Source organism: Serratia rubidaea, from assembly GCF_016026735.1.
In the GTDB taxonomy this organism is placed as follows: domain Bacteria; phylum Pseudomonadota; class Gammaproteobacteria; order Enterobacterales; family Enterobacteriaceae; genus Serratia_B; species Serratia_B rubidaea.
Genome location: NZ_CP065640.1, coordinates 723,980 through 749,722 on the forward strand (window position 1 = coordinate 723,980; position 25,743 = coordinate 749,722).

Consider the following 25,743-nt stretch of genomic DNA (forward strand, 5'->3'; position numbering starts at 1 on the left):
GGTCCCCTGATCATGCGCGCCCATCAGCTGGCGCAGGTAAATTCAGCCACGCAGAGACGTTTCCCCGCCACCGTCGCCACGCCGGAAAAGCGCACCATATTGCGGCGCTGGCGCAGCAGACGAACATCCAAATGCAGGCGATCGCCCGCCCGGGCCGCCGCGTAAAAGTGCGCGCGCCGGATCGCGGCGAAATAGCAGGGCTGCCCCGCTTCCAGCAGCGTCAGGCGATGATGAACCAGCATCCCCGCCGCCTGCGCCAGCGCCTCCAGCAGCAATACGGAAGGAAAACGGCCCGCGGTCAGCGCGCCGCCCTGCAGTAAGGTATCGTTGGCGCTGATATTTTTCAGCGCTCTCACCCGTCCCTGCGCCATTTCATGCGGGTCCGACAGCACCAGATCGATCAGTTGAAAGGGGTAACGATGCGGTAAAACCCGGGCAATCGCCGCCGGGCGGATAGGTTCCGTCATTACGTTGTCTGGCTCTCGGTTATCTCTCAATCGGGCATGATAATCCCAATAACATTATAATGTCATGCACATTTAATGTTACCATCAGACACATTATCGCCCGCTGCCGAAGCCGATAGCGGCGGCGCAGGGGAAGTCCCCGATTAACATCTTGATTAGACTTGTTATTAACCAAAATTGAGGCCATAACTATGCAACTCCCAGCCTGCCCGCAATGTCAGTCCGAATACACCTATGTTGATAACGGCCTGTATGTCTGCCCGGAATGCGCGCACGAATGGAACGACGCCGAACCCGCAGCCGATAACGATGCGCTGGTCGTGAAAGACGCCAACGGCAATCTGCTGGCCGACGGCGATGCGGTAACGGTGATTAAAGACCTGAAGGTGAAAGGCAGCTCATCCACGCTGAAAATCGGCACCCGCGTGAAAAGCATCCGCCTGGTGGAAGGCGACCACAATATCGACTGCAAAATTGACGGTTTCGGCCAGATGAAACTGAAATCCGAGTTTGTGAAGAAAAACTAACGGCTGTAAAAATCACCGATATGCCGCTGAACAGACGAAAAAAAACCGGCCATAAAAGGCCGGTTTACATCGGTACTGCGTAACAACATCGTTAGCATGCGCACATTGACCAACTGCTATGCGCACCACCTATAAAGGAAGCCCGCCGGCAAGTGACGCAACCAGTTTATCGGTGCAGCCAAGCTGCCTCTTAACGTCAGCGGCAAGCTCCATGGCCCCGAAGTAGTGGGCGGCCTGCAGATAGGCAGCTTTTTCAACCAGCCCCCGCCCACAGGCGTTGTCCCGGGTAATCGCACAAATATGGGCACTTAGCTCATCATCACTGTACGTGTCTATCAGGGCGATCATATCGACATACTGCGCTTCTCGGCGTCTCGCCTTCAGCGATCTCCTCTGTGGATTGACGACCATCATCACTGTGACCAATGCAAGCAGCAAAATACCGGCCGCCCCCGACTGATGGCCAATGAAAATGATCACGATGCCTAAAATAAGCTGCAGCGTAATGACGGCGAAGTATACCCTTTCGTAGAATTTCGCCAGCATGCTCTCAATATAAAGCTCGTGATAAAATTCAAACTTCCTTGTAGCGGCAATATTATAAGTCTGACTCTTCATTTTTATGCTTACGTCCATATCCAAAAGCTTATCCCGACCAAGGGAAGTTAAAAATGTCATCTTCCCGACAATAAACCCGACGCTGATTTAAATCAGGTGGTATTTTTTCACCGTAGTCACCATAAGACGCCAATTTCTGGCCATGAATAAAACCAGCAACAGCAGCCAGTAGCCAATCAACTCGCTGCGTATGGCATCGCCAAACAGGGCGCCCAGAGACGCGCCCACCACGCACAAGCCGCTAAACAGGTACATCTCCATTCTGGGGAATGTATTCCAGCTAATGATAGAAAATTCGGTCCGGAGGATTAAAAATAACCAGAAGGTAAAACACGTACTGACGGCAGCGCCAGCGGCGCCAAACCTGGGCACCATATATGCATTGATCCCTAAGTTAGCCAGCAGGGCCAACAATGAGGCCAGCATTGAATACACCGTTCTGCGACTGATGCCGATGCCGACGACGGTCACCTCAGACAGGGTATATAGCAGTGGAAACCCCAGGCAGGCGATAACAATATATTTAACTTCCCGATAGTTTTCAGGCAAAAACCAATCCACAACCCAGGAGAAAAGCCCTCCAAGACAGAAAAAAGTGACAACGACCATCAGCATATATTTAGAGACGGTATTTACCAGGTTTACCCCCTGCGTTTTATCATCGGCGATTTTATAAACCATCGGCGCCCAAACGGTAGAAAACACGCTCTGTACAATACTTGCCGCGCTGGAGAAACTGGCGGCAACGGTAAATACCGCCAGTTGCTCAAAAGTCGAAAATGCCCTGAGGAAAACGCGATCCATGGCGGTTATTCCCCAAAATGCCAGGCTGCCTAAAATCAGAGGAAATCCAAACTTCAGCATCCCCAGCAACTTGCCGTAATCAAACCTTTCTTTGATCGCCGGCAGCCAGTCATGCCTGGTCGACCAGAGTAAAATCAATAAGACGCTGCAGTATCCAACGGTATTGGCCAGCATCAGCTGAATAAAGTCATGCAGGCGATACGCCAGCGAAAAGTAGCCGATAACCATCAATATCATTAACTTCGGCAGCACCTGGCTGAGAGAGTAGGCCCCCCCTCGTTCCTGCATGCGCAAAACCAGTGATAAAAAGCGAGAGACAAAACACGCCAGCAGTATCAACGCACAGAGCGTGCCAACCGCAGGGTCATGAAGGTCAAAGAGAACGGAAGACAAGCTTAACGGGGTAAAAAATAAAAGAATGAAGATCGCCAACAAAAGCAGCAGCCCAGGAAGCAGAGATAGTTTTAGCAACGCGGGCTTCACCGTTTCCTCATGGTACTGCCTGACATAGGCTTGATCCAACCCTAAACCAAACAGCAGCACGACAAATGATATGGCAATATTGAGTATGCCGATTCGTCCTATATCCTCCGTCGAATACAGCCAGGTCATCAATGGCAGTGTAATAACGCCAAGCAGCGCCGCGCCTACGGGCCCCACAGCAAATGCAGAGATTTTTTTAGCGTTCACCGTATCGCCCCTGGGCCGGCAGCCGTCGCTATCAATATCTTTGTTTTTTCAAGCAAAGCGTGATTTGACCAAAACCTGTCGAGAATTATACGATTTTTTATGACCTCTTCTGACGTAAGCCGCGTATCAAAATGAGAGGGATCTGTTGCCATGTCCTGTACAGAAAACAGGGTCAAGCCGATCGATTTGAAATAGCGATACGTCGGGTTTTCGGCTCTCAGAAATACTTTAGCCCCCATATAAAGCATAATGATAATATTACCGACGGCCTGTTGCCGCACGTGGTTCATAACAACAAACCCGCATCGCGCTATCTTTTTCATGTAAGTATCAATGGGCATATAGTCAATTAGCGCATCAAACCCCTCACCAAAGCGCGCCTCACCAATATGCTTTATTTCACGTCCATACTGCGCATCCCCGTAGCTCAGCGGCACCACCAACTTCCGCCTGGATAAATTAAAAACATCAATAATATCAAATGCTTCAATATGATTATTAGAACTGGTGGCACTATTGCCGAGCAGGATATCGCGCCCCATTTCTTCTGCCACGCCATGAGCCTTGACATAATCCGCCAGTTCCTGACCAGTAGGACTATAGTTCCAATCAGCCTGAGCAGGAAACGCCCTCCACTTCCTCGCTGATTTTAACGTGGCGTACTCGTTAGGTATCACCGGGACAAAATAATTTATACGCTCGATGACTTTAACCTTGCGGTACATCGAATCAAACAACAGCTGAATATACGCCTTAATCGTTTTATTTTTTCCTGCCCGTATTCTGCCTTCAAGCTCAGCGGTTTGATCGAGCAGCATCCCGCAATGAGGGGAAATAATATCATAGTAATCCGCCCCCCAGCCCAACCATATAATGGGGACATTTTTGGCCAGGCGCTCAAGAGTCCGATACCATGCGCTACTCAGCGAATGAACCACCACGATCCGGGCATGGTTCATCACACCATTATTAATGCCTAACAGGACGTCCTTCACGCCAACGTGATAGTCTATACCGTTTTTGACATAGTTAGCCGGACGCCCTTTCGTATAAACGCAGACAATATTCTCTTGCGGGAACGCGTCCTCAAACATCCTGATCGCATTATCAATAAACTTATCGTCAGGACACAGATGGACGATTTTACGCTGATTTTCCATACTGCTCACCCGCTCCATTGATTAAACCTGTCATCCTTACCCCTTGATTAATGAGATGATTCGCGTCTGATCGCTATGACTTAAGTCTGGATAAATAGGAAGACATAACACACGTCTGGCCACGTTATTCGCCACCGGCAAATTCTCTTTGGCCGATGACGGCATTCCCCGATACATCGGAAACTCGCTGATCAACGGGAAAAAATAACGGCGAGAGAAAATATCCCGCGCCTTCAGGAAGGCGTAAAGTGCTTCACGATCCATTCTGAAATCGTCTTCAATCAAAATAGGAAAATATGAGTAATTGGCGCGTAACTGTCCGGTCGGTGCAATAAGAGTAATACCGTCAACCCCGGTTAGCGCCTCCCGGTAATACATATCGATCTCTTTTCTTCTGGCAATCGCGCTATCAACATGCTTGAGCTGCAGCAGCCCAAATGCGGCGTTAATCTCACTCATCTTTCCGTTGATTCCCGGAGCAACAACGGTAGTCTCATCAACAATGCCAAAGTTCTTCAGATTATTAATCCGGGTCTTGGTCTTTTTATCCGGGCAGATAATTGCGCCGCCTTCAAACGTATTGAACACTTTTGTCGCATGGAAGCTGATAGTGCTCAGGTCACCGTGACGTAACACGCTGCCCCCCGCATCATTAACGCCAAAGGCGTGTGCAGCATCATAAATCACCCGAAGATTATAATTATCCGCTATCCGTTGAATCTTATCCACATCGCAAGGATTACCGTAGCAGTGCACCGGCATAATGGCCGTGGTTTGTGGAGTGATCGCCGCCTCAATGCTATCCGGATCCATATTTAGCGTAACGGGGTCAATATCAACAAAAATAGGCTTTATGCCGTTCCACAACAGCGAGTGTGCCGTGGCGACAAATGAGTAGGGTGTAGTAATCACTTCACCGGTGATTCTTAACGCCTGCAGCGCAGTCAGGAGAGCGATCGTTCCGTTATTAAATAACGCTACCTCATTCACCCCCAGGTAATCGCATAATTCTTTTTCAAGACGCTCATGCATCGGCCCACCGTTAGTCAGTATTTTATTGTCCCAAATACTTTCCATGTAAGGGATAAACTCTTTCAAGTCCGGCAAATAGGGTTGCGTCACATAAATATTTTTATTTTGCATAATCATTCTCGGTATATTATCGGGATTAATGTCCATTAAACCCAATGGGCAATCACTATGTTTATTGATTGCGGGAGAGTAATATCACGTTTAATACGTACTATATTACGGCTAATTTTTTATTATGATGGCGCCTGCATCCCATCAAGCACGGTGACCTTCAGCTGCGGCGATACGTTACTCCTACGCGCTGATAACGAATATTGACCACATTCATTCTGGCATCATGGTAAATACACTCTCCAAATAAATGCGCACATCGGTATGCCGGGGAGAAGCCCACATCAGCAGGTCGCGACCGAAGCCATGGTCAAATCCCCTCAACCGCCAACCCGACGCACTCCCCGCTACATTGTTATAGTTGACAAAACTACCGTCCATAACCGTCAACCAAGGCCCATCAGGTCGCTAAAACCATTGTTATGCACACCTGACTAAGACAGGTTTTCAAATATATCGCGTTCTAAAACATCAGCATGATTTGGGAAGGCCGCACCGCCCATTCCATACAGACAAGTTATTTAAAAAACAAATAGCACCCACAAAACTAATTGGCACACTCAATATTATCGCTACGTACCCGACTTTCCGTTCGTAAAAACCATAGATAGGGACAAACCAAGCACCAGCGAGCCATAGCGCCCCAAAAATCAATCAGGTTAAAAATGGAATTGAAAATATCACAGAATGATAAAAGAGTGACAAGCCGAGCACTATTACAGGAAAAATCCTAGACAAATAACAATAAACACAAGAAAATCCCTTTATTGGTAATTTTTCTCACAGACACATGCGAGCATAAAAATTAACGCGCAAGTTACATATAAAAATAATGGGTGAGTTTTCTGCTGACAATCCACCAAAAACATCGGCTGGCGACAAATAATATCAATACATAGCGCTCACGCTTAATGACAGGCTGCTCATCCTGACGGGAGAGACCCTGCGTGGAAAGCGCCCATCAGCTCACAGAGGATTGCACTGTCGACGGCAAAATTGACGGTTTCGGCCAGATGAAACTGAAATCCGAGTTTGTGAAGAAAAGCTGACGCCCCACTTTACCTGGCATGACGCGCGGCTTTCCGCCGCGCTGACGCCGCCCCGCCCCATTGCTGCCAATATCACGGAAGATCGCGAAGTTCACTTAACGCCGGTGGTTAATCGTGATTTAATTTCGAGTGAAATCATCAGCATCATCAACCATAAGGGACGATTCCATGTATATAAAAAATTATGAGGTTGACGCAGCGCATATCGATTTTCAGGGCGTGGTTGACGGCCTCTACTACCCCTTTTATATGGAGTGGACCCGCCACGCCTTTATGAAAGAGGCGCTGGGCATCGATATCGAAGAGGAGTTCAAGCAGGGACGGCTGTATATGGTGCTGGAATACAGCCTGCGCTTTCGCAAAAGCCTGACCAAGGGCGACAAGATGGAAGTCACCTGCGAACTGGCGAAAAACGATAAGCGCAACCGGGTGAACTTTGTGCAGCAGATCCGGGTTAACGGCCAGGTCTATGCCGACGCCACCTTCGTCGCCACCTGTCTGGAAAACGGCCGCCCCAGCGTGCCTGCGGCGATCGCCGAGTTTATCAACGCCTAAGCGCACGGCCGGCATCGGCCCGGCGCCCATCCTGCCGCAGATACGCTCTGCGGCCTCACGCTTCCCCGCCGACACGGCGTCGCCCTGAGATATTCCCCACAGTTTCAACCCGCCTCGGGAACCCGCCCCCGGTTTGCCGCCACTCACTATGGCCATTTACCAACCCGAGGATCTCATCATGTCTGTCGACATCTCTTCCCTCTACCGCCCGGGCACGGGATGGCCGGGCGCTCCGGCTGCGGATGATGCCTGGACCTCCGCCGACTTCTCCCAGCAGGCCGCTTCCGGCGGCGCGGTGCAGTTCGCCACGCCGGGTTCCGGGCACAGCGTCAATTTCGGCGCGCCACTGACCAGCGCCTCGTCGACGCCGACCGACGGGCAGTCCAACCCCGGCGATACCCTCAGCCAGCTGGTCAGCACGCTGATAAACCAGCTGATGGCGGAGCTGTCGCGGATGATGCAGGGCCAGAGCGGCAGCGAGCAGGAAACGACGCAGCACAATACCAACGCCTCCGCAACCTCGCCCTCATCCGGCAACGACGCTGCGGCGCTGAATAACGACCACGCCGCCACGCCGGTGACGCAGTCATCGTCCACCAACGGAGCCGGCGGCCCGTCGGCCGGCAGCGGGCCGCGCGCCTTCAATATCACCAATACGCAGGATCACGACATCAATATCGGCCAGTTTGATCAGCACAATCAGCTGGTTGGCGAGATCACCCTGAACCCCGGGGAAAGCGGCCAGATGCGTTATCAGAACGACTTTACCGGCCTGCTGAAACAGGCCGACGCCGACGGCAACTACCGGGACGACGCCAGCCGCCTGGAGTTCTATAACGGCTTCGTCAATACCAGCGATATCGACGGCCGCAACGCCGCCATTCACGCCACCGACCATCAGGGGTTTGAAATCGGCGATCGGCAGAGCATTGCCGACCGCGCACCGGCAGATATTGTCAGCACCGATTCCGCCGGCAATAAAACCATTGCCGGTTACTACGACGGCTCCAGCGACACCATGCGCAAGGGCGGCCAGTTTATGACCGACGCGCTCGGCACCGGTATGACCTATATGCACCCGGACGATGACCGGCTGCCGGAGGGCCAGAACCCGATGCGCCATACCGACGCCATGACGCTGGACGTCACCTTCGGCAAGGCCTGAGGCGACACCGGGCAGGAACCCGCCGCCCGCGGCGGCCACTCAATCACGATACTCACCCGCAGCAAGGAGACACCGATGCTCTCTGTATCATCCAACCCCGTCCCGCAGCCCTTCGGGCAGAGCGGAGACTTCAGCAACCTGAGCGATAATCTGTCGCAGAAATCCGTGCTCAACGCCTCAGACGGCGGCGCGCCGCTGCCGATCAGCTACGGCGGCGCCCAAGGCACCGACATGGACAGCCTGCTCGGCGGCGGCGATATCCAGCAGCAGCTGCAAAGCGCCATTTCCGCCACCCTGCTGCAAATGCTGTTCAGCCAGATCGTGCCGCCGTTTATGCAGCTGGCGCAGCAGCTGCTGTCCAACGGCCAGAACGGCGGCTCGCAGACGCCGCAGCAGGGCAGCTCGTCAACGCCGGGCGTTACCCCGCAGACCGCGCCGGAGCAAACCAGCCAGCAACCGGCAACCGGCGCGACGGAAAGCACCACGTCCGCCTCCGGCGCTTCCGGCAGCCTGCATCTGCCTGAGTCGCTGAAGCCGTATCAAGACGATATCCAGAATGCCGCCGATAAAACCGGCGTGCCGGCGGAGGTGCTGGCGGCGCAAATCTGGCAGGAGTCGCGCGGCAGCCTAGGCGCCAGCACGGTGAACGGCGGCAACGGCCTGCAGGACAGCGGGCTGATGCAGGTCAACAGCAATACCTTTGCCGATCTGCAGCGCAAAAACCCCGATCTGCTGGGGCCGGACGCCGACCCGAACAGCCCTCGGGATAACATTATGGCCGGCGCGCTGTACATGAAGGAGCAGCTGAACGCCTTTGACGGCAATATGGGCGCGGCGCTGCGCGCCTACAACTCCGGCCCGAACAACGTCAACCTCAACGATCTGAGCGATATCTCCAAAACCGGCACCGGTGACGCCACCTACGTCGATAAGGTGCTGAACTTCGCCAATATCATCAAAACCGGTCAGGGCGAACTGCCGGCCTGACGCACGCCAAAAAAAGCCCCTGCACGTTACCGTACAGGGGCGCTTTCCCCGGTGCCTTAACGGCTTATTTCTTATTTTTCACATTGTCTATCACGATCTGCGCGGTATCCGTCGCGGCCGTCACCGCCCAGCCGACCGGGCCGCGGGCGGCGCTCATCGCCCCTTCACCAATCCCCTTCAGCGCGCCGGTAAACACATCTCCCAGACTGCGGGCTTCGCCCATATTGTTGAACATCGGCGCCAGCACGGATTTCAGGATCGGAATATTGGACAGCGCCTTACCGATCTCGCCCATCGCCCACTGGAAGTTATCCTTGTTGGTGCCGTCCAGCCGGACGTGGCTGTCGTTGGTCTGCGGCAGATTACCGTTGCTCGGCAAGGCCTTCAGCCCCTGTTCGGCGATATCTTTCAATACGCCGGCTTCGGTGCCGTGACGGGCGTCGCCGTCTTTGGTGATGCCGTCAATCTTGCCATTATTCGCCAAATCTCCGCGCGAGCCGCCCTCGCGGTTGTTCAGCCCCTTGATGCTGTTCAGCACCCGCGCCATATTGTAAGCGGCGTCAGCCCGGCTGGCCGGATCCGGGTTATCCTCGGTCCAGTCGCCAAAGCGCTTTTTCAGCTCGTCGCGCTTGATATCCTTCTGGTCGCCGAGGTTCTTCAGCACCGGGTTAGCGTCGATAATCTCCTGCGCGCTGCGGGTATCGCCGGGCGGCCGCCCCTGCAGGTTGTCATCGGTCGGCGGCACGCTGGTGTCCTTTTCCGTCTCGCTGACGCCTTCCTGACCGCCAAACATCGCCGACATATCCGCCTGCGGGCTTTGCAACAGCGACTGCAGCCCGATCAGCATCAGCAACTGCTGGAACAGGCCGCCGCTCTGCGGCATCTCTTCCGGCTGCTCCGCCTGCTGCGCCGGCGCATTGCCGAAATTCACCGTCCCGATGCGCAGCTGCGGCGTCTGCAGCGTTTCACTCAGGCCCTCTGCCGGGTTCTCCAGCGTTTGGCCGGCCTGACGGGGAAACACCCCCTGGCCGGAGATATTGCTCACCATAACGTTAGCCTCCGTTGTTCTGCGTGCCGCCCAGTTTCGACATCAGCGCGTCCAGCCCGACCATCTGCAGCAACGGCCCCAGCAGTTTACTCAGCATGTTGCCGCCCTGCTGCTGTGCCGGCTGAGCGGCGCCGTTAGATTCCGCATTGCCGCCCTCGCCCGACGCCGCGCTCTTCTGCCCGCCGCCCGCCAGCTGCTGCATGATCTGCATCAGTTGCTGCATCATCTGCATCAGCTGCTGGACCAGGCCGTTCACGCCGCCCTGAGACTGCCCGCCGGATACCGGCGCCTCCGGCTGGCTGCGGGCCGACGTGGCCGGCTGCCCATTCTGGCCGTTCTGCACGCCGTCAGCGCCCTGCGCGCCTTTACCGCCCATCACCTGCTGGATCATCTGCATCAGCTGCTGCATCATCTGCATCACCTGTTGGATCACGCCGCCCACGCCGCCCGATGACGACGACTGCCCGGCCGGCGCGCTGTTTTCCGGCTGGCGTGACGCCTGTTCGGCCGGCTGCGTCTGGCCGCCGCCCAACAGCTGCTGCAGACCGAGCAGCATCAGCAGCTTCTGCATCAGCCCGTCCTGCTGCGCAGGCTGCGCCGCCCCCTCGCGCGCCGTCATCTGCGGCATCAGTTCCGCGTTGCCGCCATTGCTGAATTTCACCGCCCCGTTTTGCTGCGGCAGCGAGACGGCCTGTTCAAGTTTTTCTATGCTTTCACTGGCGTTTTCAATCAGCTGCCCCACCAGCGGCGGAGTACCGCCTGAACCGGATATATTGAGTGTCATCAGGTTACCCTCCTCTGTTCTGCATCCAACCGGCGCCGCCCGTTGCGGGCGCGCGGACGTTCCGTTCTCCAGCCATACTGCCAGTCAACCTCGCGTTCATAAGACCTCCGGTTAATCATTAACGCTGCAAAAGTATCGAGCTGTCCCCGCCAGAACATACTTACAATTTCCTGACATTTATGACGTTCAACGGGCTGAGGCTCGCTAGCTGAGTGTCATTACCGCCGCTCAGGTTCCATCTTTGCCGGATTTCGGCGTGACGCAGGGCGCAGACATAAAAAATTCATCTGACAGCGCAGTGGTGACGGGGCGTACGTGCAGGCGGCGCGCCAGCGGGCCTTGCCGCGCCGCTGTAGGGAAATGACTACAAGAAGCAGGAAAAAGACTACCGAACAATCATCCTGGACTGATAGCTGACAGGGAAGGCAATAGAGGAAAGTAACCAAACGCTAATAGTTTGTAATGTTTTGTCAGTCTTACGTCGTCAGAAAAGATTCAGGAAGCTCAACAATTAAACCGGCATAAACCTGCGGGCTCTGTGCTGGTTTAGAATAATCGGAGAAGTTATGGTTAAGCCTGTTGATTCCAGAATGCCCGTGCGGGCACCGGCCGATTGCGCCAGGGAACGTCACGCCTCACACGCGTCTGCCTCAGACGCAGCGCCGCCCGACGATATCCACGGTTATCTGCATAAGTTAACCAAAATCGTCGCCCCGCTGCACGTGGATGTCCTGCTCGAAGGGGAAACCGGCACCGGCAAAGACACGCTGGCCCGGCGCATCTATGAACTTTCCGGCGGCAACGGGCCGTTTGTCCCCGTCAACTGCGGCGCCATCCCGGAAAGCCTGGCGGAAAGCGAGCTGTTCGGCGTCGAGGCCGGCGCCTACACCGGCGCCAGCCACGCCCGCGCCGGCTATCTCGAAACGGCGAACAACGGCATTTTGTTCCTCGATGAAATCGACAGTATGCCGCTGACGGTGCAGGCTAAACTGCTGCGCGTGCTGGAAACCCGCACCATTACGCGCCTCGGCAGCACCAAACCCATCAGCCTGAACCTGCGGGTGATCGTCGCCGCGCAGACGCCGCTGGAGCAACTGGTGGAGGCGGGCCGCTTCCGCCGCGATCTCTGCTTCCGCCTGAACACCATCAAGCTGGAGACGCCCACGCTGCGCTCGCGCCCCGAACTGATTATCCCGCTGTTCCGCCGCTTCGCCATCGAGTCGGCGCTGCGGCTCGGCATGCCGCACCCGCCGCGCAGCACCGCGCTGGATGAGGCGCTGCTGCTGCACTGCTGGCCCGGCAATCTGCGCGAGCTGAAGGCGGCGGCCGAACGCTTTATCCTCGGCCTGCCGCCGCTCAACCAGGCGCTGCCGCAGGAGAGCGGCGCGGTGCTGCTGAAGGAGCGTCTCAAACGCATCGAACGCAGCCTGATCCACGACTGTCTGAACCGCCACGACCACCGCATCGACGACGTGGTGCACGAACTGGGCATCCCGCGCCGCACGCTCTACCACCGCCTGAAGCAGCTCAATATACACGCCTGACGAACCACGCCGCCGCCGCGCGGCGGGTCGCCGAAAAAAAATCGTTCGCCGCCGGAACCGCCCCCTTTCCTCCGCCACTCAATCAGCGAAGTACCCGCATTATCATCCTATGATATGAGAGGAAATGTTATGAAATTTATGTCATTACCATCGATCGGCACCAGCCTGGCCAACGGCATCACCGGCGGCGCCGGCTTCGCCACGAAACTTGCCGGCGCCACCAGCGGCAGCAGCTTTATGAGCCAGATGCAGGGCGTGCAGGCGGAAATGCAGCAAAACCAGGTCGACAAGGCCAAACTGGATGCGGAAAACCAGCGCATCAACGGCATCGCCGACAGTGCGGCTCAGGCGGGCTCCGCCGCCGCGCAGGTCAAAATTCAGTACTGATGCCGCGCCGGGAGGGCGCAGCCGCGTCCTCCTGCTTTTCCCCCTCGTTACAGGCGAATCTGCGATGAAAATACCCCATAACGGCCCGTCACTGGCCGGCGCTCCGCTCACCACTTCCGCCGGCGGCGTCGCCGACGCCAATCAGGACGATATGCACGCCTTCAGCGCCGCGCTCAATGCGCCGGCCGGCGACGGCCAGGAGAACCTGCTCAGCGGCCTCGGCGGCGCCATCAGCGATAATCAGCGCGCGCAGCAGCAGGCGTTCCGCAACCTGGAGGTTGCCTCCCGCTCCAGCAACCCGACGGATTTCAGCCAGGCCAACGCCGCCCTGTCCGATTACTACATTCAGAGCCTGATGAACGCCAAGATCATCGCCAAGGGCACGCAAACCCTGGATAAACTCACTAACCTACAGTAACGGCTATGGGACAACCTCTGGTGAAATACCTGCTGGCGGCGCTGTGCGCCCTGCTGCTGAGCGGCTGCGGTGATGAAACCGTGCTCAACAGCAACCTGTCCGAGAGCGACGCCAACGACATCGTCGCGGCGCTGAACCACTACCATATCGCCGCCGACAAGCGCGTGGAGAAGAGCGGCGTTTCCGTGCTGGTCGCCGCGGCGGATATCGAGCGCTCGGTAAACATCCTCGACGCCGCCGGCCTGCCGCGCAAGGCGCGCACCAACCTGGGCGAAGTGTTTCAGAAGAGCGGCGTTATCTCCAGCCCGATGGAGGAGCGCGCCCGCTATATTTACGCCCTGTCGCAGGAGGTGGAATCGACGCTGTCGCAGATTGACGGCGTGGTGGTCGCCCGGGTGCACGTGGTGCTGCCGGAGCGCATTGCGCCGGGGGAGCCGGTGCAGCCGGCCTCCGCCTCGGTGTTTATCAAATACGCCGACTCGCTGGATCCCGACAGCATCGAACCGCGCATCCGCCGTCTGGTGGCCACCAGCATTCCCGGCCTGGTGGGGCGGGAAGATAAAGATCTGGCGATCGTCTTCGTGCCGGCCAAGGCCTGGCGCGACCAGACGCCGGTGGTCAATCTCGGCCCCTTCGCCCTGACGCCCGGCCAGTATTCGCTGGTGAAGACGCTGTTCAGCGTACTGAGCCTGCTGCTGCTGATCGGCCTCGGCATCGTTGCGCTGCGGCGCACGGCGAAAAAAGGCGCAACGGCGAACGCGGGCAAAGCCTCATGAGTGACGCCGACGTCACGCTGCGCTGGCTCAACTGGTGGCACAGCGGCTTCTGGCGCGACGCGCACCCCAGTTGGCGGCCAGCGCTGCCGTTCCCCGAGCCGGCCGCCGCGTTGGCGCGCGTGCACGGCGCGGCGCTGCGCCGGCGGCTTGGGGTGACGGATACGCCGCTGCCCCGGCCGCAGCCGCAGTTGCTGACGCTGCTCACCCTTGACGCCGACGCCCGCGCGCTGCTGCTGACGCTGGTCGCCGAAATCTGCACCGGCGAGACGGCGCTGCCCGGCGATCTGAAAATCTGGTGCCGGCGGCTGGCCAAAGGACTGCGCCCGGAAAGCTGGCTGCCGACGCCGCCCGCCGGCCAGACGCCGGCGATCACCAGCCTGACGCTGCTGCAGGCGCACTACCCCGACTGCTGGCCGCGCCTGCGCATGGCGTTTGAACATGATGACGTCAGCCGCTGTCCGCCGTCGCCGCCGGCGCTGGAGCCACGGCGGTTGCAGCCGCTGTGGGAAGCGGCGCTGTGGCAGTGTCAGCGCGCGCTGGCGGAGAACGGCGAGGAGCATCAGCATGTGGCAACTTAGAAAAATTCCCCTGCGTCAGCCGCCGGCGCCGCAGGCCGTGTTGCTCGGCCGCGACACGCTGGCCGTCAGCCGTCAGGCCGAACAGCTGATCGCCGACGCCGAGCGCGAGGCACAGTCCCTGCTCGACCAGGCCCGGGCGCAGGCCGACGCGCTGCGCCAACAGGCCGCAGCGGAGCGCGACGCGCTGCTGGCGGGCGCGCAGGAGACCTTCTGGCAGCAGGCCCAGACACTGTTTAGCGACTGGCAGCAACAGCGCCGCGCCGAGCAGCAGCAGTTGCTCGACGCCGCCGACGCGCTGCTGGCGCAGGCGCTCGGCCGCCTGCTGGACCAGGTGCCGCCGGCCGGGCAGCTGGATATCCTGCTGACGCAGCTGCGCGCCAAACAGCCGTCCGCCGTCGCCGCCACGCTGTACTGCCATAGCGAGCGGCACGCCGCGGCGACGCACTGGCTGACGCAGCGGCCGGAGCTGCGCTGGCAGCCGGCGGTCGACGACGCGCTGCCGCCGGACACCCTGCTGCTGACCACCGAACAGGGCGAACTGCATATCAGCTGGCAGGCGCTGCGTCAGGCGCTGGGCGCGGCGGACGCCGAGGCCGGCTGAAGAATTTTTTTTGCGGATGGAACCGCCGCACCACGCACGCCACTCAACGAGGAACCTTTCATCCCGAGGAGCCCGTTATGTATTCCGACGATTTATTACAACGCCGCCTGGCCAGCACCGCCAACCGTAGCCACAACGAGACCTATCAGTTCGCCAAAGAGATGTCGGGCGAGCCTTACAGCCTCAGCGATATGTACGCCTTCCAGAACCAGCTGCAGGACATGTCCAACACCAGCTGGGCCAGCTCGCAGTACACGCAGTTCAAGTTCGGAATGCGTAAAGCCATTATCGACGCCATTAACTAACGGCCCCACGGCAGCGCCAGGCTGCCGTCAGACAACTGACAAAGCCAGTTATTAGGGAGAGCGTGGCGATGGGGTCGTAGCGGCGTTAGCCGCCGAAGCGCCCCTCGTTACGCTAGGCCCGGGTATCTCGGGCTAACAGACCACTTTGTCATCAACCGCCGTTTTTTTATCGTCTGAACCCATCTCAACCATGGACAGCAAGGAGTAAGGAGTGGTGCTAACCCTGCCCGCGATACCCCATCTGCGACGTCTGGCGCTGGCGGCGCTGCTGCTGTGCGCCGGCATCGGCGCCGTACAGGCCGCTACGCCCGGCGAGTGGAAGAACGGCGCTTACGCCTATTCCGCCGACAACACGCCGCTGAGCATCATCCTGGAAGATTTTGCCGATAGCTTCGGCGTGACGCTGTACGACAGCTCGCTGCCCGAAGCCAACATCACCGGCAAACTGCGCTCCGGCAGCCCGGAGGCATTTCTGAACCGGCTGGCGCTGGAATACCGTTTTCAATGGTTTGTCTATAACGACACGCTCTACGTCAGCGCGCAGTCGGCGCAGGTATCGCGGCGGCTGGAAATCTCGCCCGACGCGGCGCCGGATATCAAACAGGCGCTGAAGGGCGTCGGCCTGCTCGACCCGCGCTTCGGCTGGGGCGAACTGCCGGACGAAGGCGTGGTGCTGGTCACCGGGCCGCCGGAATATGTCGCCATGATCGCCGACTTCACCAAAAAATCGGAAAAGCCCAAAGACGATAACAAAGAGATGATGTCGTTCCCGCTGAAGTACGCCTCGGTGGCCGACCGCACCATCAAATACCGCGATCAGACCCTGCTGGTGCCGGGGGTGGCCACCATCCTCAATGAACTGCTGGGACAAAGCAGCAGCCCGAGCGCCAGCGGCATGAACAGCAGCCAGGGCGGCGAAAGCGAGATGGATCAGATGCGCGCCCAGTCGCAGGGCATCCTCAGCCAACTGGTGGGGCGCGGCACCAGCCACGGCCGCGCCGGCGATAAAAATCCGCTCGGCGGCCTGGCCGGCAAGGTCTCGGCGGACGTGCGCAACAACGCCCTGCTGGTGCGCGACAAGCCGGAGTACCGCAGCGCCTATCAGTCGCTGGTCAGCATGATCGACGTGCCGCAGAAACTGATCGAGATCGACGCGCTGATCGTCGATATCGACCGCAGCGAGATGGCGCGCCTGTCGAGCAGCTGGGCCGGCCAGTTCGGCAACGTTACCGGCGGTTCGACGCTGCTCTCCGGCCCCAGCACGCTGTTCGTCACCGATTTTCGCCGCTTCTTCGCCGATATTCAGGCGCTGGAGGGCGAAGGCACCGCGTCGATTATCGCCAACCCGTCCATTATGACGTTGGAGAACCAGCCGGCGGTGATCGACTTCAGCGACACCGCCTTTGTGCGCGCCATCGGCGAGCGGGTGGCGGATATCCAGGCGGTCACCGCCGGCACCAGCCTGCGCGTGACGCCGCGCGCCATCGGCGGGAAAAGCAGCGCCACCTCGTCGGTGCAGCTGATCGTCGACGTTGAGGACGGCAAACTGAACAAAAACGACGACGGCGACGCCGAAGGCACCCGCAACGGCGCCATCAGCACCCAGGCGCTGGTGCAGGCAAAACGCTCGCTGGTGATGGGCGGCTTCCACACCAAAGAGAGCGGCGATCATGAGCGGCGCATCCCGATCCTCGGCAGCATTCCGCTGATCGGCAAACTGTTCACCACCTCGCAGCATGAAACCTCGCAGCGCGAGCGGCTGTTTATCATCACGCCGCACCTGGTGGGCGATCAGGTGGATCCTTCCCGCTATATTGCCAGCGAAAACCGCGACCAGCTCAACAGCGCCATGGGAGAGATCAACCGCCGCCACAAGTACACCGACATGAAGGGCATGCTGGAGTCCGCAATGCGCGATCTGGCGGAAAACCGTCAGCCCAGCGGCATGACGGCCGGCGGCAGCGGCCAGACCCTGAGCACGCTGTGCCGCATCCCGTCCGGCTTCAGCAACGATGCGCAGCGCCACCAGTGGTACGGCAACCGTTCGGTGCAAATCGCCGTCGGGGTGATCACCAATACCAGCAACGTCACCCGGCGCTTTGATGAAGCCGCCTGCCGCAGCGACCGCACCCTCGCCGTCGCCGCCTGGCCGCATTCGCAGCTGCGTCCCGGCGAATCGGTAGAGGTGTACGTCGCGTTTGAAAAAAATGCCGTGGTCAGGCCGGGGCGCGCCTCCCTGATCGCCAGCGCCCGCTAAGGAGAAGACTATGGTTATCCGCTATATCGCCGCCCTGCTGGCGGCCATGCTGCTCGCCGCCTGCGCGCCGAAAGCGCCGCCTGGCTGCGCCAGCGTCGAGTGCCGGCCGCAGTCCGGCGACAACAGCCTGACCATCTGGTGGCAGCCGGACCTGCGCAACGGTCCGACGGACTACACCCGGGTACAGGTTAACCCCTGACGGCGGCGGCGGAGGCCCGTCCTCCGCACGCGGCGGCTATCGGCGAGATAAGGAGAGGCTATGACGACATCCATCAGCGGCAGCATCGGCGCTTTGTTCCATCGGGTGCGGCGGACCGGCGACGAGAACGCCGCCCGCAGCGGCAACACCGTCCGCGGCAGCGGCGCCCCGTCAACGCAGCATCCCACCCTGCCGACATCAGCCCGCCCGCCGACCGGCCTGCGCCAGCGCCCGAACGCCGCGCCGCAGCTGGGCGCGCTGTCCTCGGAGGCCGGCGACTGGGCGATGCAGCTCAACAGCCGGCTCGGCGACATCGGCGGCGCAACCGAAGAGCCGCCGGCCCTTACGCCGGAGGAGCAGGCGGCGCTGACGCAAAGGCAAACGCAGCGTCGCCAGATGGAACGCAGTACCCAACACCAGTGGCAGTCCCAGACGCCCGCCGCCCAGCTGACGGGGCTAAGCCGCCGGGACGACGGCACGCTGAATATCGACGCCGGCGAAGCCTTGGGCCCGCTGCTGGAAAGCACCCTCAACGCCAATAACCAGCGCTACCGCTGGCATGACAACGGTACTGAACACGGCCATATGCTGCTCGATCGGCAGAACCGGCTGATTAATCTGCACGAAGATCCGCTGGCGTTTACCGCCTTCAGCCACCGGCTGTCGGTGCCGCCGCAGCAGACGCCCGTCGCCGGCAATAACGGCAGCGTCAGCTGGGGCGGCGACGAACCCAAGACGGTCGACAGGCCGGCGCAGGCGCTGCGGGAAAAACTCACCGGCATCTACCGCACCGGTCAGGGCGAGCAGGCATTGCGCCTGCACGGCGATCGCTTATACCGCTATGCGCCCGACACCTCCGCCGAATGGCAGCTGATGCACGATATCGACGCCAAACCCTTCAGCCAGCTCAGCCGCCAGGGCAACGGCCAGCTGTTTGCGCTGCAGGACGACAAACGGCTGCTGAACCTCAGCAGCGGCCGCACCGAACATACCTTCAACCAGAAAGTCTCCGCCTATGCGCTCAACCGCCACGGCGCGCTGCTGGCGCTGACGGCGGACAAGGCCGCCGGCGAGCAGCAACTGCTGTTTCGCGCCGCGGGCGCGGAAGGCGCGCCCCGGCCGCTGCAACTGCAGGTGGATAGAGAAGGCAACGGCACGCCGCAGCCGTTTTACCCCGCCGCCATCGCCCTGCGCGGCAATGAACTGCTGGCGTTCGACGACGGCGGCCGCCTGCACCGCGCCGCGCTGCCGGACGGCGACATGCCGCCGACCCTGGACCTGGAGCAGGACGGCCGCGATACCCAGATTCGCCATCTGTTCTCCGACCCTGACGCACAGCTGACAGCGCTGCTGAACGACGGCGACGATCGCATCCACGCGCTGGTGAAGAACCGCCACAATCACGAATTCAGCTGCCAGCTGGGCGACACCGGCGTCACGCCCGGCTGGAACCTGACCGACAGCATGGTGATGGACTATCAGAAGGGGCTGCGCCTCAGCGCGCCGCGGCCGCACAACGTCGTCGATCTGGGCCGGCTGGGCAAGCTGGCGCTGATTGAAGGCAAGGTGCACTTTCGCGATGAGGTCACCGGCCACTGGGAGGCCAGCGAAGAAAAGGCTGACCGCCTGATCCGCGGCCAGGACGGCCAGGCGTATAAAGTGGAGGACGGCGAAGTCAAACCGCTGAAGATCAATCAGGCCGGCAACAAGGCCTCTCTCCAGGGCAACCTGTTTCATCTGACGCGGGTGCGCAACAGCGTGGAGGCCGATCTCGCCCTGACCGGGCTGGACAAGAACAGCCGGACCCAGACCGTCACCGCGCTGGGCAACGGGCGTCTGGCCTCGCTGCGGGAAGACGGCAGCGTACAGCTGCACCAAATCATCCCCGGCGCGCGGCGCGAGCGCATGCCGCCGCTCCCCATCAAACGTGAAGGCCTGCCCGACGCCCAAACGCCGGCCGGCAGGCTGAAAGATCTGGCCGGCAACGCCAGCCATCAGCTGTTCGGCCTGACCGGCAACGGGCAGCTGTTCTGCCTGGAGCCGGCCGGCTGGCTGCCGCCGGCGCTGCGTTCGGGCAACTGGCAGCAGGACCAGGCGGCGGCCGCCTGGCAGCCGGTGACGCCGCCGCCGAATCTCGGCGCGCTGACCAGCCTGCACAACGATGCGCAGGGCCGCCTGGTGGCGGCGGACGCCGCCGGCCGCTCCGCCACCTGGCACCACGGCAGCTGGCAAGACACCGATGAGGCGGCGCCCGTTTCCTACCGCAGCGACACCTCGCAGCAGACCTTCGACCGGCTGGACGCCAGCGGCAAGAGCGGCCGCATCCCCGGCACCGGCATCACCTATAAACGCGAGTTCGAGGTGTTCGGCGCCGGCGGCAATAACACCCGCCAGGTGAACAACCCGTTTAAAAAGCGCATGCAGGCCTTTTTGTTTAAGCCCCAGGGCAAAATGCCGCGTCCGCTGAAAAACCTCGGCAACGAAATTATCCACCGCGCCAGCGGCCGCGAGGGGCTGAAACCCTGCTATCAGGCCCAGCAGCAGCTCTCCGCCGACATCACCGCCAAGGCCGCCGAGATCGCCGCCAAACCGACGCCGCCCGCAGACAGCGGCACCGAGCTCAACAGCCTGTCAACGCTGGAAACCCGCCTCAGCGCGCTGGGGCTGGCGCAAAGCGACGACGTCCGCCACCAGCAGCTGCATAAAGAGATCGCCGGCTTCAGCGAAATGCTGGGGCGCAGCCTGAACCTGCACAGCGCCGCGGTGGGCAAACATTACGGCGTGGTGGATGAGCACAACCGGGTGATCGATAACCCGAGCAAGCTGCTGCACACCCGCAGCGGCCAGTTTAACCGCCACAGCCGGCGCGATCCGCAGCTGGCCGGCGCCCTGCGGCACCTGCTGGACAACCACGGTTCGCAGTCGGCGCAGGACGCGCTGCACACCCTGAGCGCCATGGAGAAACACCGCGTGGTGATCAACCACCTGAAGGACGAACGCGACTATCACGACGATATCGGCCTGCTGAAGTCGCGCCTGTTTCTCGATCTGCTGACGCAGGAAAAGCTGCATCAGGCGCTGAGCGACTGTCAGTCCGCTCCGGCGTCCGACCCGCAGCGCCTGAACACCCTGCGCGACACCGTGCGCAGCCTGCGTGACGAACAGTGGGATCAGCACCCGGTGAAGAAACTGTCCGATCAGGGCTTCCAGAACACCCGCCAGCTTGAGGCCTATTACGACGGCATGAAAAGAACGGTCAAGGCCTTCTCCAAGCAGCACCACGGCACCTACGTCACCGCCAGCACGCTGTTCCAGACCGGCAGCCGCGAGGAACTGACCCAGCGGCTCGGCGAGGAGCTGCTGGCGCTGAAAAACGGCGAGGCGCTGACCTTCGGCAACGGCCACAGCGGCTTTGTCTCCAGCGTCACCCTGCCCGGCGACCAGATTATCGGTTCGGTCGGCGCGCGGGTGAATCTGGATCGTGACTACAGCCTGGCCTTCACCCGCGAGGAGAGCGGGCTGACGGTAACCGTCGCCCGCAACGGCGGCGGCAGCCTGAACGTGTTCGGCGCCGCCGGCGTCAACGTGCTGACCGGCCACCTGAATGAGGACAGCCTGAATTTCGGCCCGGAGGGCAACCACAAACTGTCGCCGGTGGTGCGTTTCGGCGCGTCGCTGCCGCTGAACCTGCAGCGCCAGTCGCAAAACAGCATGACCTTCAGCCTGAGCGATAACGAGCTGCCGCAGTTTCTGCAGCAGCTGACCACCAATCAGCTCAGGCCGATGGATATGCTGGACAAGGCCATCGACCACAAGGTGAAAAACGGCAACGTCTGGAACCTGAGCCTGGATATCAACGCCTCGGCGCAGGCCAGCCTCGGCCTGCCGATGACCAACAAAAACGAGACCACCAACGTCGCCAGCGCCCGCCTCGGCGGCGGCCTGTCGGCCGGCGCCAACCTGCTCCACGGCCAGCGCGAACGCAGCGATGCGCACAACGCGGAAGGCAGCAAAGTCAGCCGCAGCGATAACCGGGTGCGCTACCTGAATCAGGGTAATCTGGACGCCCGCATTATGGTGCCCGTCGGCGTCAGCAGCAAAACCGAGCACGCGCGCGAGCCGATTATGGCGACCAGCGCGCTGGCGGCGCGCTACACCTTTGACGGCCGCACCAAAAAGAAAATCAATATGGAGCTGGCGGAGCCGCAGACGCTGGATCACACCCATATCGACAAGATCGCGGAGAGCCTCGGCAAGGCCTTCACCAGCCCGGCCGACGGCCGGAAGCTGAGCGCGGTGCAGGGCAGCGCCGGCGACAGTTCGCCGCAGGCCCGGCTGGCGGAGCTGAGCGAGCACTTCCGCTCTCACCTGCTCGGCAACAAAACGCTGAACAACAGCCAGCATGCGGCGATCCGCGATCTGCAGAAACTGATCCACCAGCGCGAGGCCATGGATAACAAGGTGCCGTTGCCCGGTGCGCTGGAGTATCAGTCCACCTACAACAACCTGGCCAAGGTGGACAGCAACAGCCTGCCGCACTGGATCCATGATGCCTTCCGCTTTGAGATGCAGGACGACAACCACGCCAACAGCAACGCCAACCGCATCGGCGCCATGATGACGCAGGATCCGCGCCTCGCCGGGCTTATCCGCCAGATGCAGCTCAGCACCGACACCAAGGCCGAGGTGACGCTGGAACTGAAAGATGAGGCCCGCCGCCGGCTGGTGGAGAACTGGCTGCACGGCAATATCCAGCGGCAGGATCTGGAGCGCCAGCTGCAGGATCGCCGCAACATGCGCATCAAATCCATCGCCTTTGTCGAAAGCAAGGCCAAGGGCGACGGCATCACCTCCCCGCGCTTTCTGATCGGCGGCGGCAGCAGCGTCAGCATCGAGAAAGAGCGCAAGCTGGGCAAGATCGGCTTCAGTTACGGCGTCGATCAAAACGCGCCGCTGAGCTACAGCCTGGAAGGCGAACTCGCCGACCGTCAGAACGCATCGTTAAGCGAACCGCTGAACCGGGCGTGGGCGCAGGGGCGACTGTTGAAAGATGCATAACACCGAGGAGAAACCCGTGGAAACGCACTATATCCAAAAACTGCTGGCCCGCTACGGCGCGGGCCTGAACACCGAACTGCAGCTGGAAAACGGCGTCTGCGCCCTGCAGGATGAACGCGGCCGGGAACTGGCGGTGCTGGAGCTGCCGCCGCCGGGCGAGGTGCTGATGCTGCACTGCCTGATTCTGCCCGCCGATCCGGCCTGGCAAACGCCGGCCATGCTGCAGACGCTGCTGACGATGAACTTTGAGATCGGCGCAATGGGCGGCAGCTGGCTGGCGCTGGATCCGGCGGGCAACCTGCGCCTGTGCAGCCGCCGTGCGCTGAGCCTGCTGGATCACGCCGGCTTCGCCCTGCTGCTTAACGATTTTATCGAACGCGGCCACCAGGTGCGCGACTTTATGCCGGATCTGCTGGAGCGCCTGCGCCCCGTCGCCTGACCGCCCTCAGGAGCCGTTACGGGAACGGCTCCTCTTCCAGTTCGATCACCTCATTCAGATAGCTGTCCTCCAGCTCGCGCAGCAGGCGGTAAACCTGCGCCACCGCCTTCAGCGTCTCACGCGGGATCCAGCTGCCTTCCGGCGTGGTGCGGTACAGGGTGCGCGTCAGCCAGATGTAGCGCACCACCGGAATATGGGCGCGCTGCGCCTGATCCACCAGATAGTGCGCGTCGTCGCCGTGCGCCTTGAACACCAGGCGCGGCAGCGGCGTTTCACCGGGGCGGTAATAGAGCCCGACCGCATAGTGGGTCGGGTTGACCAGCAGCACGTCGGCCTCTTCCACCGCCACGTTGCGCGCCGCGCTCGGCTCTTCGTTCAGGATATCCTGCGCCACCTGACGCCGGTGCCCTTTCATATGCGGGTCGCCTTCGTTCTGCTTATATTCGTTGCGGATATCTTCGTGGCTCATCCGCTGCTGCTTGAGGAAGAAGAAACGCTGCACGCCGAAATCCATCAGGCTGAGCGCCAGCAGCACCAGCAGCACCCGGCGCGCGCAGCTGATAAACAGCTGCAGCACGCCGTGCCAGAAACCGTCCAGCGTGCTCTGGGCCAGACGCGCCAGGTTGCCCATCTCCGGCGCCAGCGACAGCCACAGCACCAGACCGATGGCGGCCGCCTTGATAATGCTGGTCAGCAGCTGCGCCATCTGCCGGCCGGAGAACATATTCTTGAAATGGTTCACCGGGTTGAGCGATTCGGGCTTCGGCAGCAACGCCTCCACCGAAAACAGCGGGCCGAACTGGATCCACCCCCCCAGCACCCGCAGCAGCAGCGCAATGCTGCAGACGATGGCGGAAAACAGCGCCAGCACCAGCAGGGAGTCGCTGAGCACCTCCTCCATCGCATGGCCGAACGGGTCGCGCAGGCGCAACAGCGGCAGCAGCATCATCGACTCCATCCGCTGCATGCCGTCCTCCACCAGCGCAAAGATCGCCTCCAGAATGCCGATGGAGATCAGCAGCTTCGGGATATCCTGACTCTGGCCAACCTGCCCCTTCTTCCGCGACTCCTGCAGCTTCTGCGGCGTGGCCTGTTCGGTTTTTTCACTCATCGGCCGACCTCCGCAGGCGGCAGCAGCGTGCCGAGAATGGCGCTCAGATCGCGCAGCTCAAACAGCCGCTCGCCCGCCAGATGGTTGAGCACCGGCAGGTACAGGACGAAGAACAGCAGCCCCAGCAGGCACTTCACCGGAATGGTCAGCACCGTGGCCTGAATCTGCGGGCTGTAGATGCTGATGATGCCGACGGCAAAGTCCATCAGCAGCAGCAGCGCCACCAGCGGGCCGGCGTACAGCACCATATCAACAAAGGTGGTTTTCAGCAGGCCGAGCCAGACGCCCCAGCCCTGTTCGCCCGGCAGCGGCATCCACGCCAGCGCCGGCCACAGGCGGTAGCTGTCCCACAGCACCTGGGTGATGGTGCCCAGCCCCGGCCCCACCATCAGCAGCAGAATCATCGACTGCTGCATCAGGTGGCCCAACGGCGTCACGTCCGGCCCCAGCAGCGGGTTGAGCTGGCCGCCCATCAGCGCGCCGCGCTGGTTGTCAAACAACGCCCCCACCGACTCCATCATCCAGAACGGCAGCCCCAGCACCAGCCCGAGCAGCGCGCCGAGGATCAGCTCTTTCAGCCCCAGCGCCGTCAGCGTCAGCAGCTCCGGCGGGTTGGCGGCGATGGCGGCCTGCAGCCCCGGCGCAATAAACAGCGCCAGCGCCGCCACGATCGCCGCGCGCGGCACCCCTTTGATCACATTGAAGGAGAAGATCGGCGTCAGCAGCACGCAGGGGAAAATGCGCGCCATGCCCAGCAGCAGCGCCAGCAGATACTGGAACAGTTGATCCAGCAGATCGCCCCACAGCATCAGCCGCCGACCCGCGACATCATGGCGAAGGCGTTCTGCGTCAGCTGCAGCAGCTCCACCCCGAGCCAGCGCCCGGTCAGCGCCAGCGTCACCCCGACCGCCACCAGTTTCAGGCAGAACGGCAGCGTCTGATCCTGCAGCTGCATCGCCGCCTGCAGCAGCGAAGTCACAACCCCCACCAGCACCGCGACGATCAGCGGCGGCGCGGAAAGCAGCACCACCAGCAGCATCGCCTGACGAAAAAAGCTCAGTATATCCATCGCC

General features: G+C 60.6%; 25 protein-coding genes and 1 pseudogene. 16 read left to right on the forward strand and 10 right to left on the reverse strand.

Annotation, left to right across the window (positions count from 1 at the left end; all coding sequences use genetic code 11):
• Positions 1-23: 23 nt before the first annotated feature.
• A complete protein-coding gene (locus I6G83_RS03335) occupies positions 24-467 on the reverse strand; it encodes a hotdog family protein (protein WP_054307771.1) in 444 nt (147 codons plus the stop codon).
• 191 nt (positions 468-658) lie between these two features.
• Here I6G83_RS03335 and I6G83_RS03340 point away from each other — a divergent pair, with 191 nt between their 5' ends.
• Positions 659-994, forward strand: coding sequence for a zinc ribbon domain-containing protein YjdM (locus I6G83_RS03340; protein ID WP_015673928.1), 336 nt, complete (start codon positions 659-661; stop codon positions 992-994).
• 129 nt (positions 995-1,123) lie between these two features.
• On the opposite strand, the gene I6G83_RS03345 is transcribed toward I6G83_RS03340, so the two are convergent.
• The 4 genes from I6G83_RS03345 to I6G83_RS03360 all read right to left on the reverse strand — a co-directional run bounded on the left by I6G83_RS03345 (position 1,124) and on the right by I6G83_RS03360 (position 5,409).
• Positions 1,124-1,636 (reverse strand): hypothetical protein, encoded by a 513-nt coding sequence (locus I6G83_RS03345; RefSeq protein WP_138111879.1) that lies wholly within the window; start codon positions 1,634-1,636, stop codon positions 1,124-1,126.
• Between the two features lie 63 nt (positions 1,637-1,699).
• Entirely contained in the window at positions 1,700-3,106 is a 1,407-nt protein-coding gene (locus I6G83_RS03350) for a lipopolysaccharide biosynthesis protein (protein WP_054307915.1), read from the reverse strand.
• Positions 3,103-4,266, reverse strand: coding sequence for a TDP-N-acetylfucosamine:lipid II N-acetylfucosaminyltransferase (locus I6G83_RS03355; RefSeq protein WP_161805816.1), 1,164 nt, complete (start codon positions 4,264-4,266; stop codon positions 3,103-3,105). Before I6G83_RS03355 ends, I6G83_RS03350 begins: the two co-directional genes overlap by 4 nt.
• A 36-nt stretch (positions 4,267-4,302) precedes the next feature.
• A complete protein-coding gene (locus I6G83_RS03360; RefSeq protein WP_054307917.1) occupies positions 4,303-5,409 on the reverse strand; it encodes a DegT/DnrJ/EryC1/StrS family aminotransferase in 1,107 nt (368 codons plus the stop codon).
• A gap of 974 nt (positions 5,410-6,383) precedes the next feature.
• Here I6G83_RS03360 and I6G83_RS03365 point away from each other — a divergent pair.
• From I6G83_RS03365 to I6G83_RS03380, 4 genes and pseudogenes are all read left to right on the forward strand, one after another.
• Positions 6,384-6,458: pseudogene (locus I6G83_RS03365) on the forward strand (PhnA domain-containing protein); the annotation flags it as partial.
• Between the two features lie 168 nt (positions 6,459-6,626).
• Complete coding sequence (locus I6G83_RS03370; RefSeq protein WP_054307222.1) at positions 6,627-7,013, forward strand: acyl-CoA thioesterase; 387 nt, start codon at positions 6,627-6,629, stop codon at positions 7,011-7,013.
• Between the two features lie 178 nt (positions 7,014-7,191).
• Complete coding sequence (locus tag I6G83_RS03375) at positions 7,192-8,178, forward strand: hypothetical protein (RefSeq protein ID WP_062779254.1); 987 nt, start codon at positions 7,192-7,194, stop codon at positions 8,176-8,178.
• Between the two features lie 75 nt (positions 8,179-8,253).
• A complete protein-coding gene (locus I6G83_RS03380; RefSeq protein ID WP_054307224.1) occupies positions 8,254-9,165 on the forward strand; it encodes a lytic transglycosylase domain-containing protein in 912 nt (303 codons plus the stop codon).
• 64 nt (positions 9,166-9,229) lie between these two features.
• Here the strand turns inward: I6G83_RS03380 and I6G83_RS03385 are convergent, their stop codons facing one another.
• Both I6G83_RS03385 and I6G83_RS03390 read right to left on the reverse strand, forming a co-directional pair.
• Positions 9,230-10,213: a hypothetical protein gene (locus I6G83_RS03385; protein ID WP_054307225.1), complete on the reverse strand. Its 984-nt coding sequence runs from the start codon at positions 10,211-10,213 to the stop codon at positions 9,230-9,232.
• Between the two features lie 4 nt (positions 10,214-10,217).
• Positions 10,218-10,997, reverse strand: a complete 780-nt coding sequence (locus tag I6G83_RS03390; RefSeq protein ID WP_054307226.1) for a hypothetical protein — start codon at positions 10,995-10,997, stop codon at positions 10,218-10,220.
• A gap of 590 nt (positions 10,998-11,587) precedes the next feature.
• Here I6G83_RS03390 and I6G83_RS03395 point away from each other — a divergent pair.
• From I6G83_RS03395 to I6G83_RS03445, 11 genes are all read left to right on the forward strand, one after another.
• Positions 11,588-12,541 carry a sigma 54-interacting transcriptional regulator gene (locus I6G83_RS03395; RefSeq protein ID WP_054307227.1) on the forward strand — a complete coding sequence of 318 codons (954 nt, stop codon included), beginning with the start codon at positions 11,588-11,590 and terminating at the stop codon, positions 12,539-12,541.
• Positions 12,542-12,670: 129 nt separating this feature from the next.
• A complete protein-coding gene (locus I6G83_RS03400) occupies positions 12,671-12,928 on the forward strand; it encodes a hypothetical protein (protein ID WP_054307228.1) in 258 nt (85 codons plus the stop codon).
• Positions 12,929-12,992: 64 nt separating this feature from the next.
• Positions 12,993-13,346, forward strand: a complete 354-nt coding sequence (locus tag I6G83_RS03405; RefSeq protein ID WP_054307229.1) for an EscI/YscI/HrpB family type III secretion system inner rod protein — start codon at positions 12,993-12,995, stop codon at positions 13,344-13,346.
• A gap of 5 nt (positions 13,347-13,351) precedes the next feature.
• Positions 13,352-14,122, forward strand: coding sequence for a type III secretion system inner membrane ring lipoprotein SctJ (sctJ, locus tag I6G83_RS03410; protein WP_015673941.1), 771 nt, complete (start codon positions 13,352-13,354; stop codon positions 14,120-14,122).
• Positions 14,119-14,700, forward strand: a complete 582-nt coding sequence (locus I6G83_RS03415; RefSeq protein WP_062779257.1) for a hypothetical protein — start codon at positions 14,119-14,121, stop codon at positions 14,698-14,700. Before sctJ ends, I6G83_RS03415 begins: the two co-directional genes overlap by 4 nt.
• Complete coding sequence (sctL, locus tag I6G83_RS03420; protein ID WP_062779260.1) at positions 14,687-15,301, forward strand: type III secretion system stator protein SctL; 615 nt, start codon at positions 14,687-14,689, stop codon at positions 15,299-15,301. The genes I6G83_RS03415 and sctL overlap by 14 nt, the downstream gene beginning before the upstream one ends.
• A 77-nt stretch (positions 15,302-15,378) precedes the next feature.
• Positions 15,379-15,606 (forward strand): HrpF protein, encoded by a 228-nt coding sequence (locus I6G83_RS03425; protein ID WP_015673944.1) that lies wholly within the window; start codon positions 15,379-15,381, stop codon positions 15,604-15,606.
• A gap of 211 nt (positions 15,607-15,817) precedes the next feature.
• Positions 15,818-17,863 carry a type III secretion system outer membrane ring subunit SctC gene (sctC, locus tag I6G83_RS03430; protein WP_082394700.1) on the forward strand — a complete coding sequence of 682 codons (2,046 nt, stop codon included), beginning with the start codon at positions 15,818-15,820 and terminating at the stop codon, positions 17,861-17,863.
• Positions 17,864-17,873: 10 nt separating this feature from the next.
• The gene (gene hrpT / locus I6G83_RS03435) at positions 17,874-18,062 is read left to right on the forward strand and encodes an HrpT family type III secretion system protein (RefSeq protein ID WP_015673946.1); all 189 of its coding nucleotides are present in this window, start codon (positions 17,874-17,876) and stop codon (positions 18,060-18,062) included.
• A gap of 60 nt (positions 18,063-18,122) precedes the next feature.
• The gene (locus tag I6G83_RS03440; RefSeq protein ID WP_062779262.1) at positions 18,123-23,120 is read left to right on the forward strand and encodes an AvrE-family type 3 secretion system effector; all 4,998 of its coding nucleotides are present in this window, start codon (positions 18,123-18,125) and stop codon (positions 23,118-23,120) included.
• A gap of 16 nt (positions 23,121-23,136) precedes the next feature.
• Entirely contained in the window at positions 23,137-23,559 is a 423-nt protein-coding gene (locus I6G83_RS03445) for a type III secretion system chaperone (protein ID WP_161805794.1), read from the forward strand.
• Between the two features lie 16 nt (positions 23,560-23,575).
• Here I6G83_RS03445 and sctU read toward each other — a convergent pair whose 3' ends face one another.
• From sctU to sctS, 3 genes are read right to left on the reverse strand one after another with little or no spacing between them, the layout of a single operon-like run.
• On the reverse strand, positions 23,576-24,670 hold the full coding sequence (gene sctU / locus I6G83_RS03450) for a type III secretion system export apparatus subunit SctU (RefSeq protein ID WP_015673949.1): 1,095 nt from the start codon (positions 24,668-24,670) through the stop codon (positions 23,576-23,578).
• Complete coding sequence (gene sctT, locus I6G83_RS03455; RefSeq protein WP_054307039.1) at positions 24,667-25,479, reverse strand: type III secretion system export apparatus subunit SctT; 813 nt, start codon at positions 25,477-25,479, stop codon at positions 24,667-24,669. The genes sctU and sctT overlap by 4 nt, the downstream gene beginning before the upstream one ends.
• Positions 25,479-25,739, reverse strand: a complete 261-nt coding sequence (sctS, locus tag I6G83_RS03460) for a type III secretion system export apparatus subunit SctS (RefSeq protein WP_054307038.1) — start codon at positions 25,737-25,739, stop codon at positions 25,479-25,481. The genes sctT and sctS overlap by 1 nt, the downstream gene beginning before the upstream one ends.
• Positions 25,740-25,743: the final 4 nt, after the last annotated feature.

Excerpts from the sequence above, each read along its gene's own strand:
- I6G83_RS03335 (WP_054307771.1), bottom strand. The coding sequence starts at position 467 with ATGACGGAACCTATCCGCCCGGCGGCGATTGCCCGGGTTTTACCGCAT.
- I6G83_RS03340 (WP_015673928.1), top strand. The coding sequence starts at position 659 with ATGCAACTCCCAGCCTGCCCGCAATGTCAGTCCGAATACACCTATGTT.
- I6G83_RS03355 (WP_161805816.1), bottom strand. The coding sequence starts at position 4,266 with ATGGAAAATCAGCGTAAAATCGTCCATCTGTGTCCTGACGATAAGTTT.
- I6G83_RS03360 (WP_054307917.1), bottom strand. The coding sequence starts at position 5,409 with ATGCAAAATAAAAATATTTATGTGACGCAACCCTATTTGCCGGACTTG.
- I6G83_RS03370 (WP_054307222.1), top strand. The coding sequence starts at position 6,627 with ATGTATATAAAAAATTATGAGGTTGACGCAGCGCATATCGATTTTCAG.
- I6G83_RS03375 (WP_062779254.1), top strand. The coding sequence starts at position 7,192 with ATGTCTGTCGACATCTCTTCCCTCTACCGCCCGGGCACGGGATGGCCG.
- I6G83_RS03380 (WP_054307224.1), top strand. The coding sequence starts at position 8,254 with ATGCTCTCTGTATCATCCAACCCCGTCCCGCAGCCCTTCGGGCAGAGC.
- I6G83_RS03385 (WP_054307225.1), bottom strand. The coding sequence starts at position 10,213 with ATGGTGAGCAATATCTCCGGCCAGGGGGTGTTTCCCCGTCAGGCCGGC.
- I6G83_RS03390 (WP_054307226.1), bottom strand. The coding sequence starts at position 10,997 with ATGACACTCAATATATCCGGTTCAGGCGGTACTCCGCCGCTGGTGGGG.
- I6G83_RS03395 (WP_054307227.1), top strand. The coding sequence starts at position 11,588 with ATGCCCGTGCGGGCACCGGCCGATTGCGCCAGGGAACGTCACGCCTCA.
- I6G83_RS03400 (WP_054307228.1), top strand. The coding sequence starts at position 12,671 with ATGAAATTTATGTCATTACCATCGATCGGCACCAGCCTGGCCAACGGC.
- I6G83_RS03405 (WP_054307229.1), top strand. The coding sequence starts at position 12,993 with ATGAAAATACCCCATAACGGCCCGTCACTGGCCGGCGCTCCGCTCACC.
- sctJ (WP_015673941.1), top strand. The coding sequence starts at position 13,352 with ATGGGACAACCTCTGGTGAAATACCTGCTGGCGGCGCTGTGCGCCCTG.
- I6G83_RS03415 (WP_062779257.1), top strand. The coding sequence starts at position 14,119 with ATGAGTGACGCCGACGTCACGCTGCGCTGGCTCAACTGGTGGCACAGC.
- sctL (WP_062779260.1), top strand. The coding sequence starts at position 14,687 with ATGTGGCAACTTAGAAAAATTCCCCTGCGTCAGCCGCCGGCGCCGCAG.
- I6G83_RS03425 (WP_015673944.1), top strand. The coding sequence starts at position 15,379 with ATGTATTCCGACGATTTATTACAACGCCGCCTGGCCAGCACCGCCAAC.
- hrpT (WP_015673946.1), top strand. The coding sequence starts at position 17,874 with ATGGTTATCCGCTATATCGCCGCCCTGCTGGCGGCCATGCTGCTCGCC.
- I6G83_RS03440 (WP_062779262.1), top strand. The coding sequence starts at position 18,123 with ATGACGACATCCATCAGCGGCAGCATCGGCGCTTTGTTCCATCGGGTG.
- sctU (WP_015673949.1), bottom strand. The coding sequence starts at position 24,670 with ATGAGTGAAAAAACCGAACAGGCCACGCCGCAGAAGCTGCAGGAGTCG.
- sctT (WP_054307039.1), bottom strand. The coding sequence starts at position 25,479 with ATGCTGTGGGGCGATCTGCTGGATCAACTGTTCCAGTATCTGCTGGCG.
- sctS (WP_054307038.1), bottom strand. The coding sequence starts at position 25,739 with ATGGATATACTGAGCTTTTTTCGTCAGGCGATGCTGCTGGTGGTGCTG.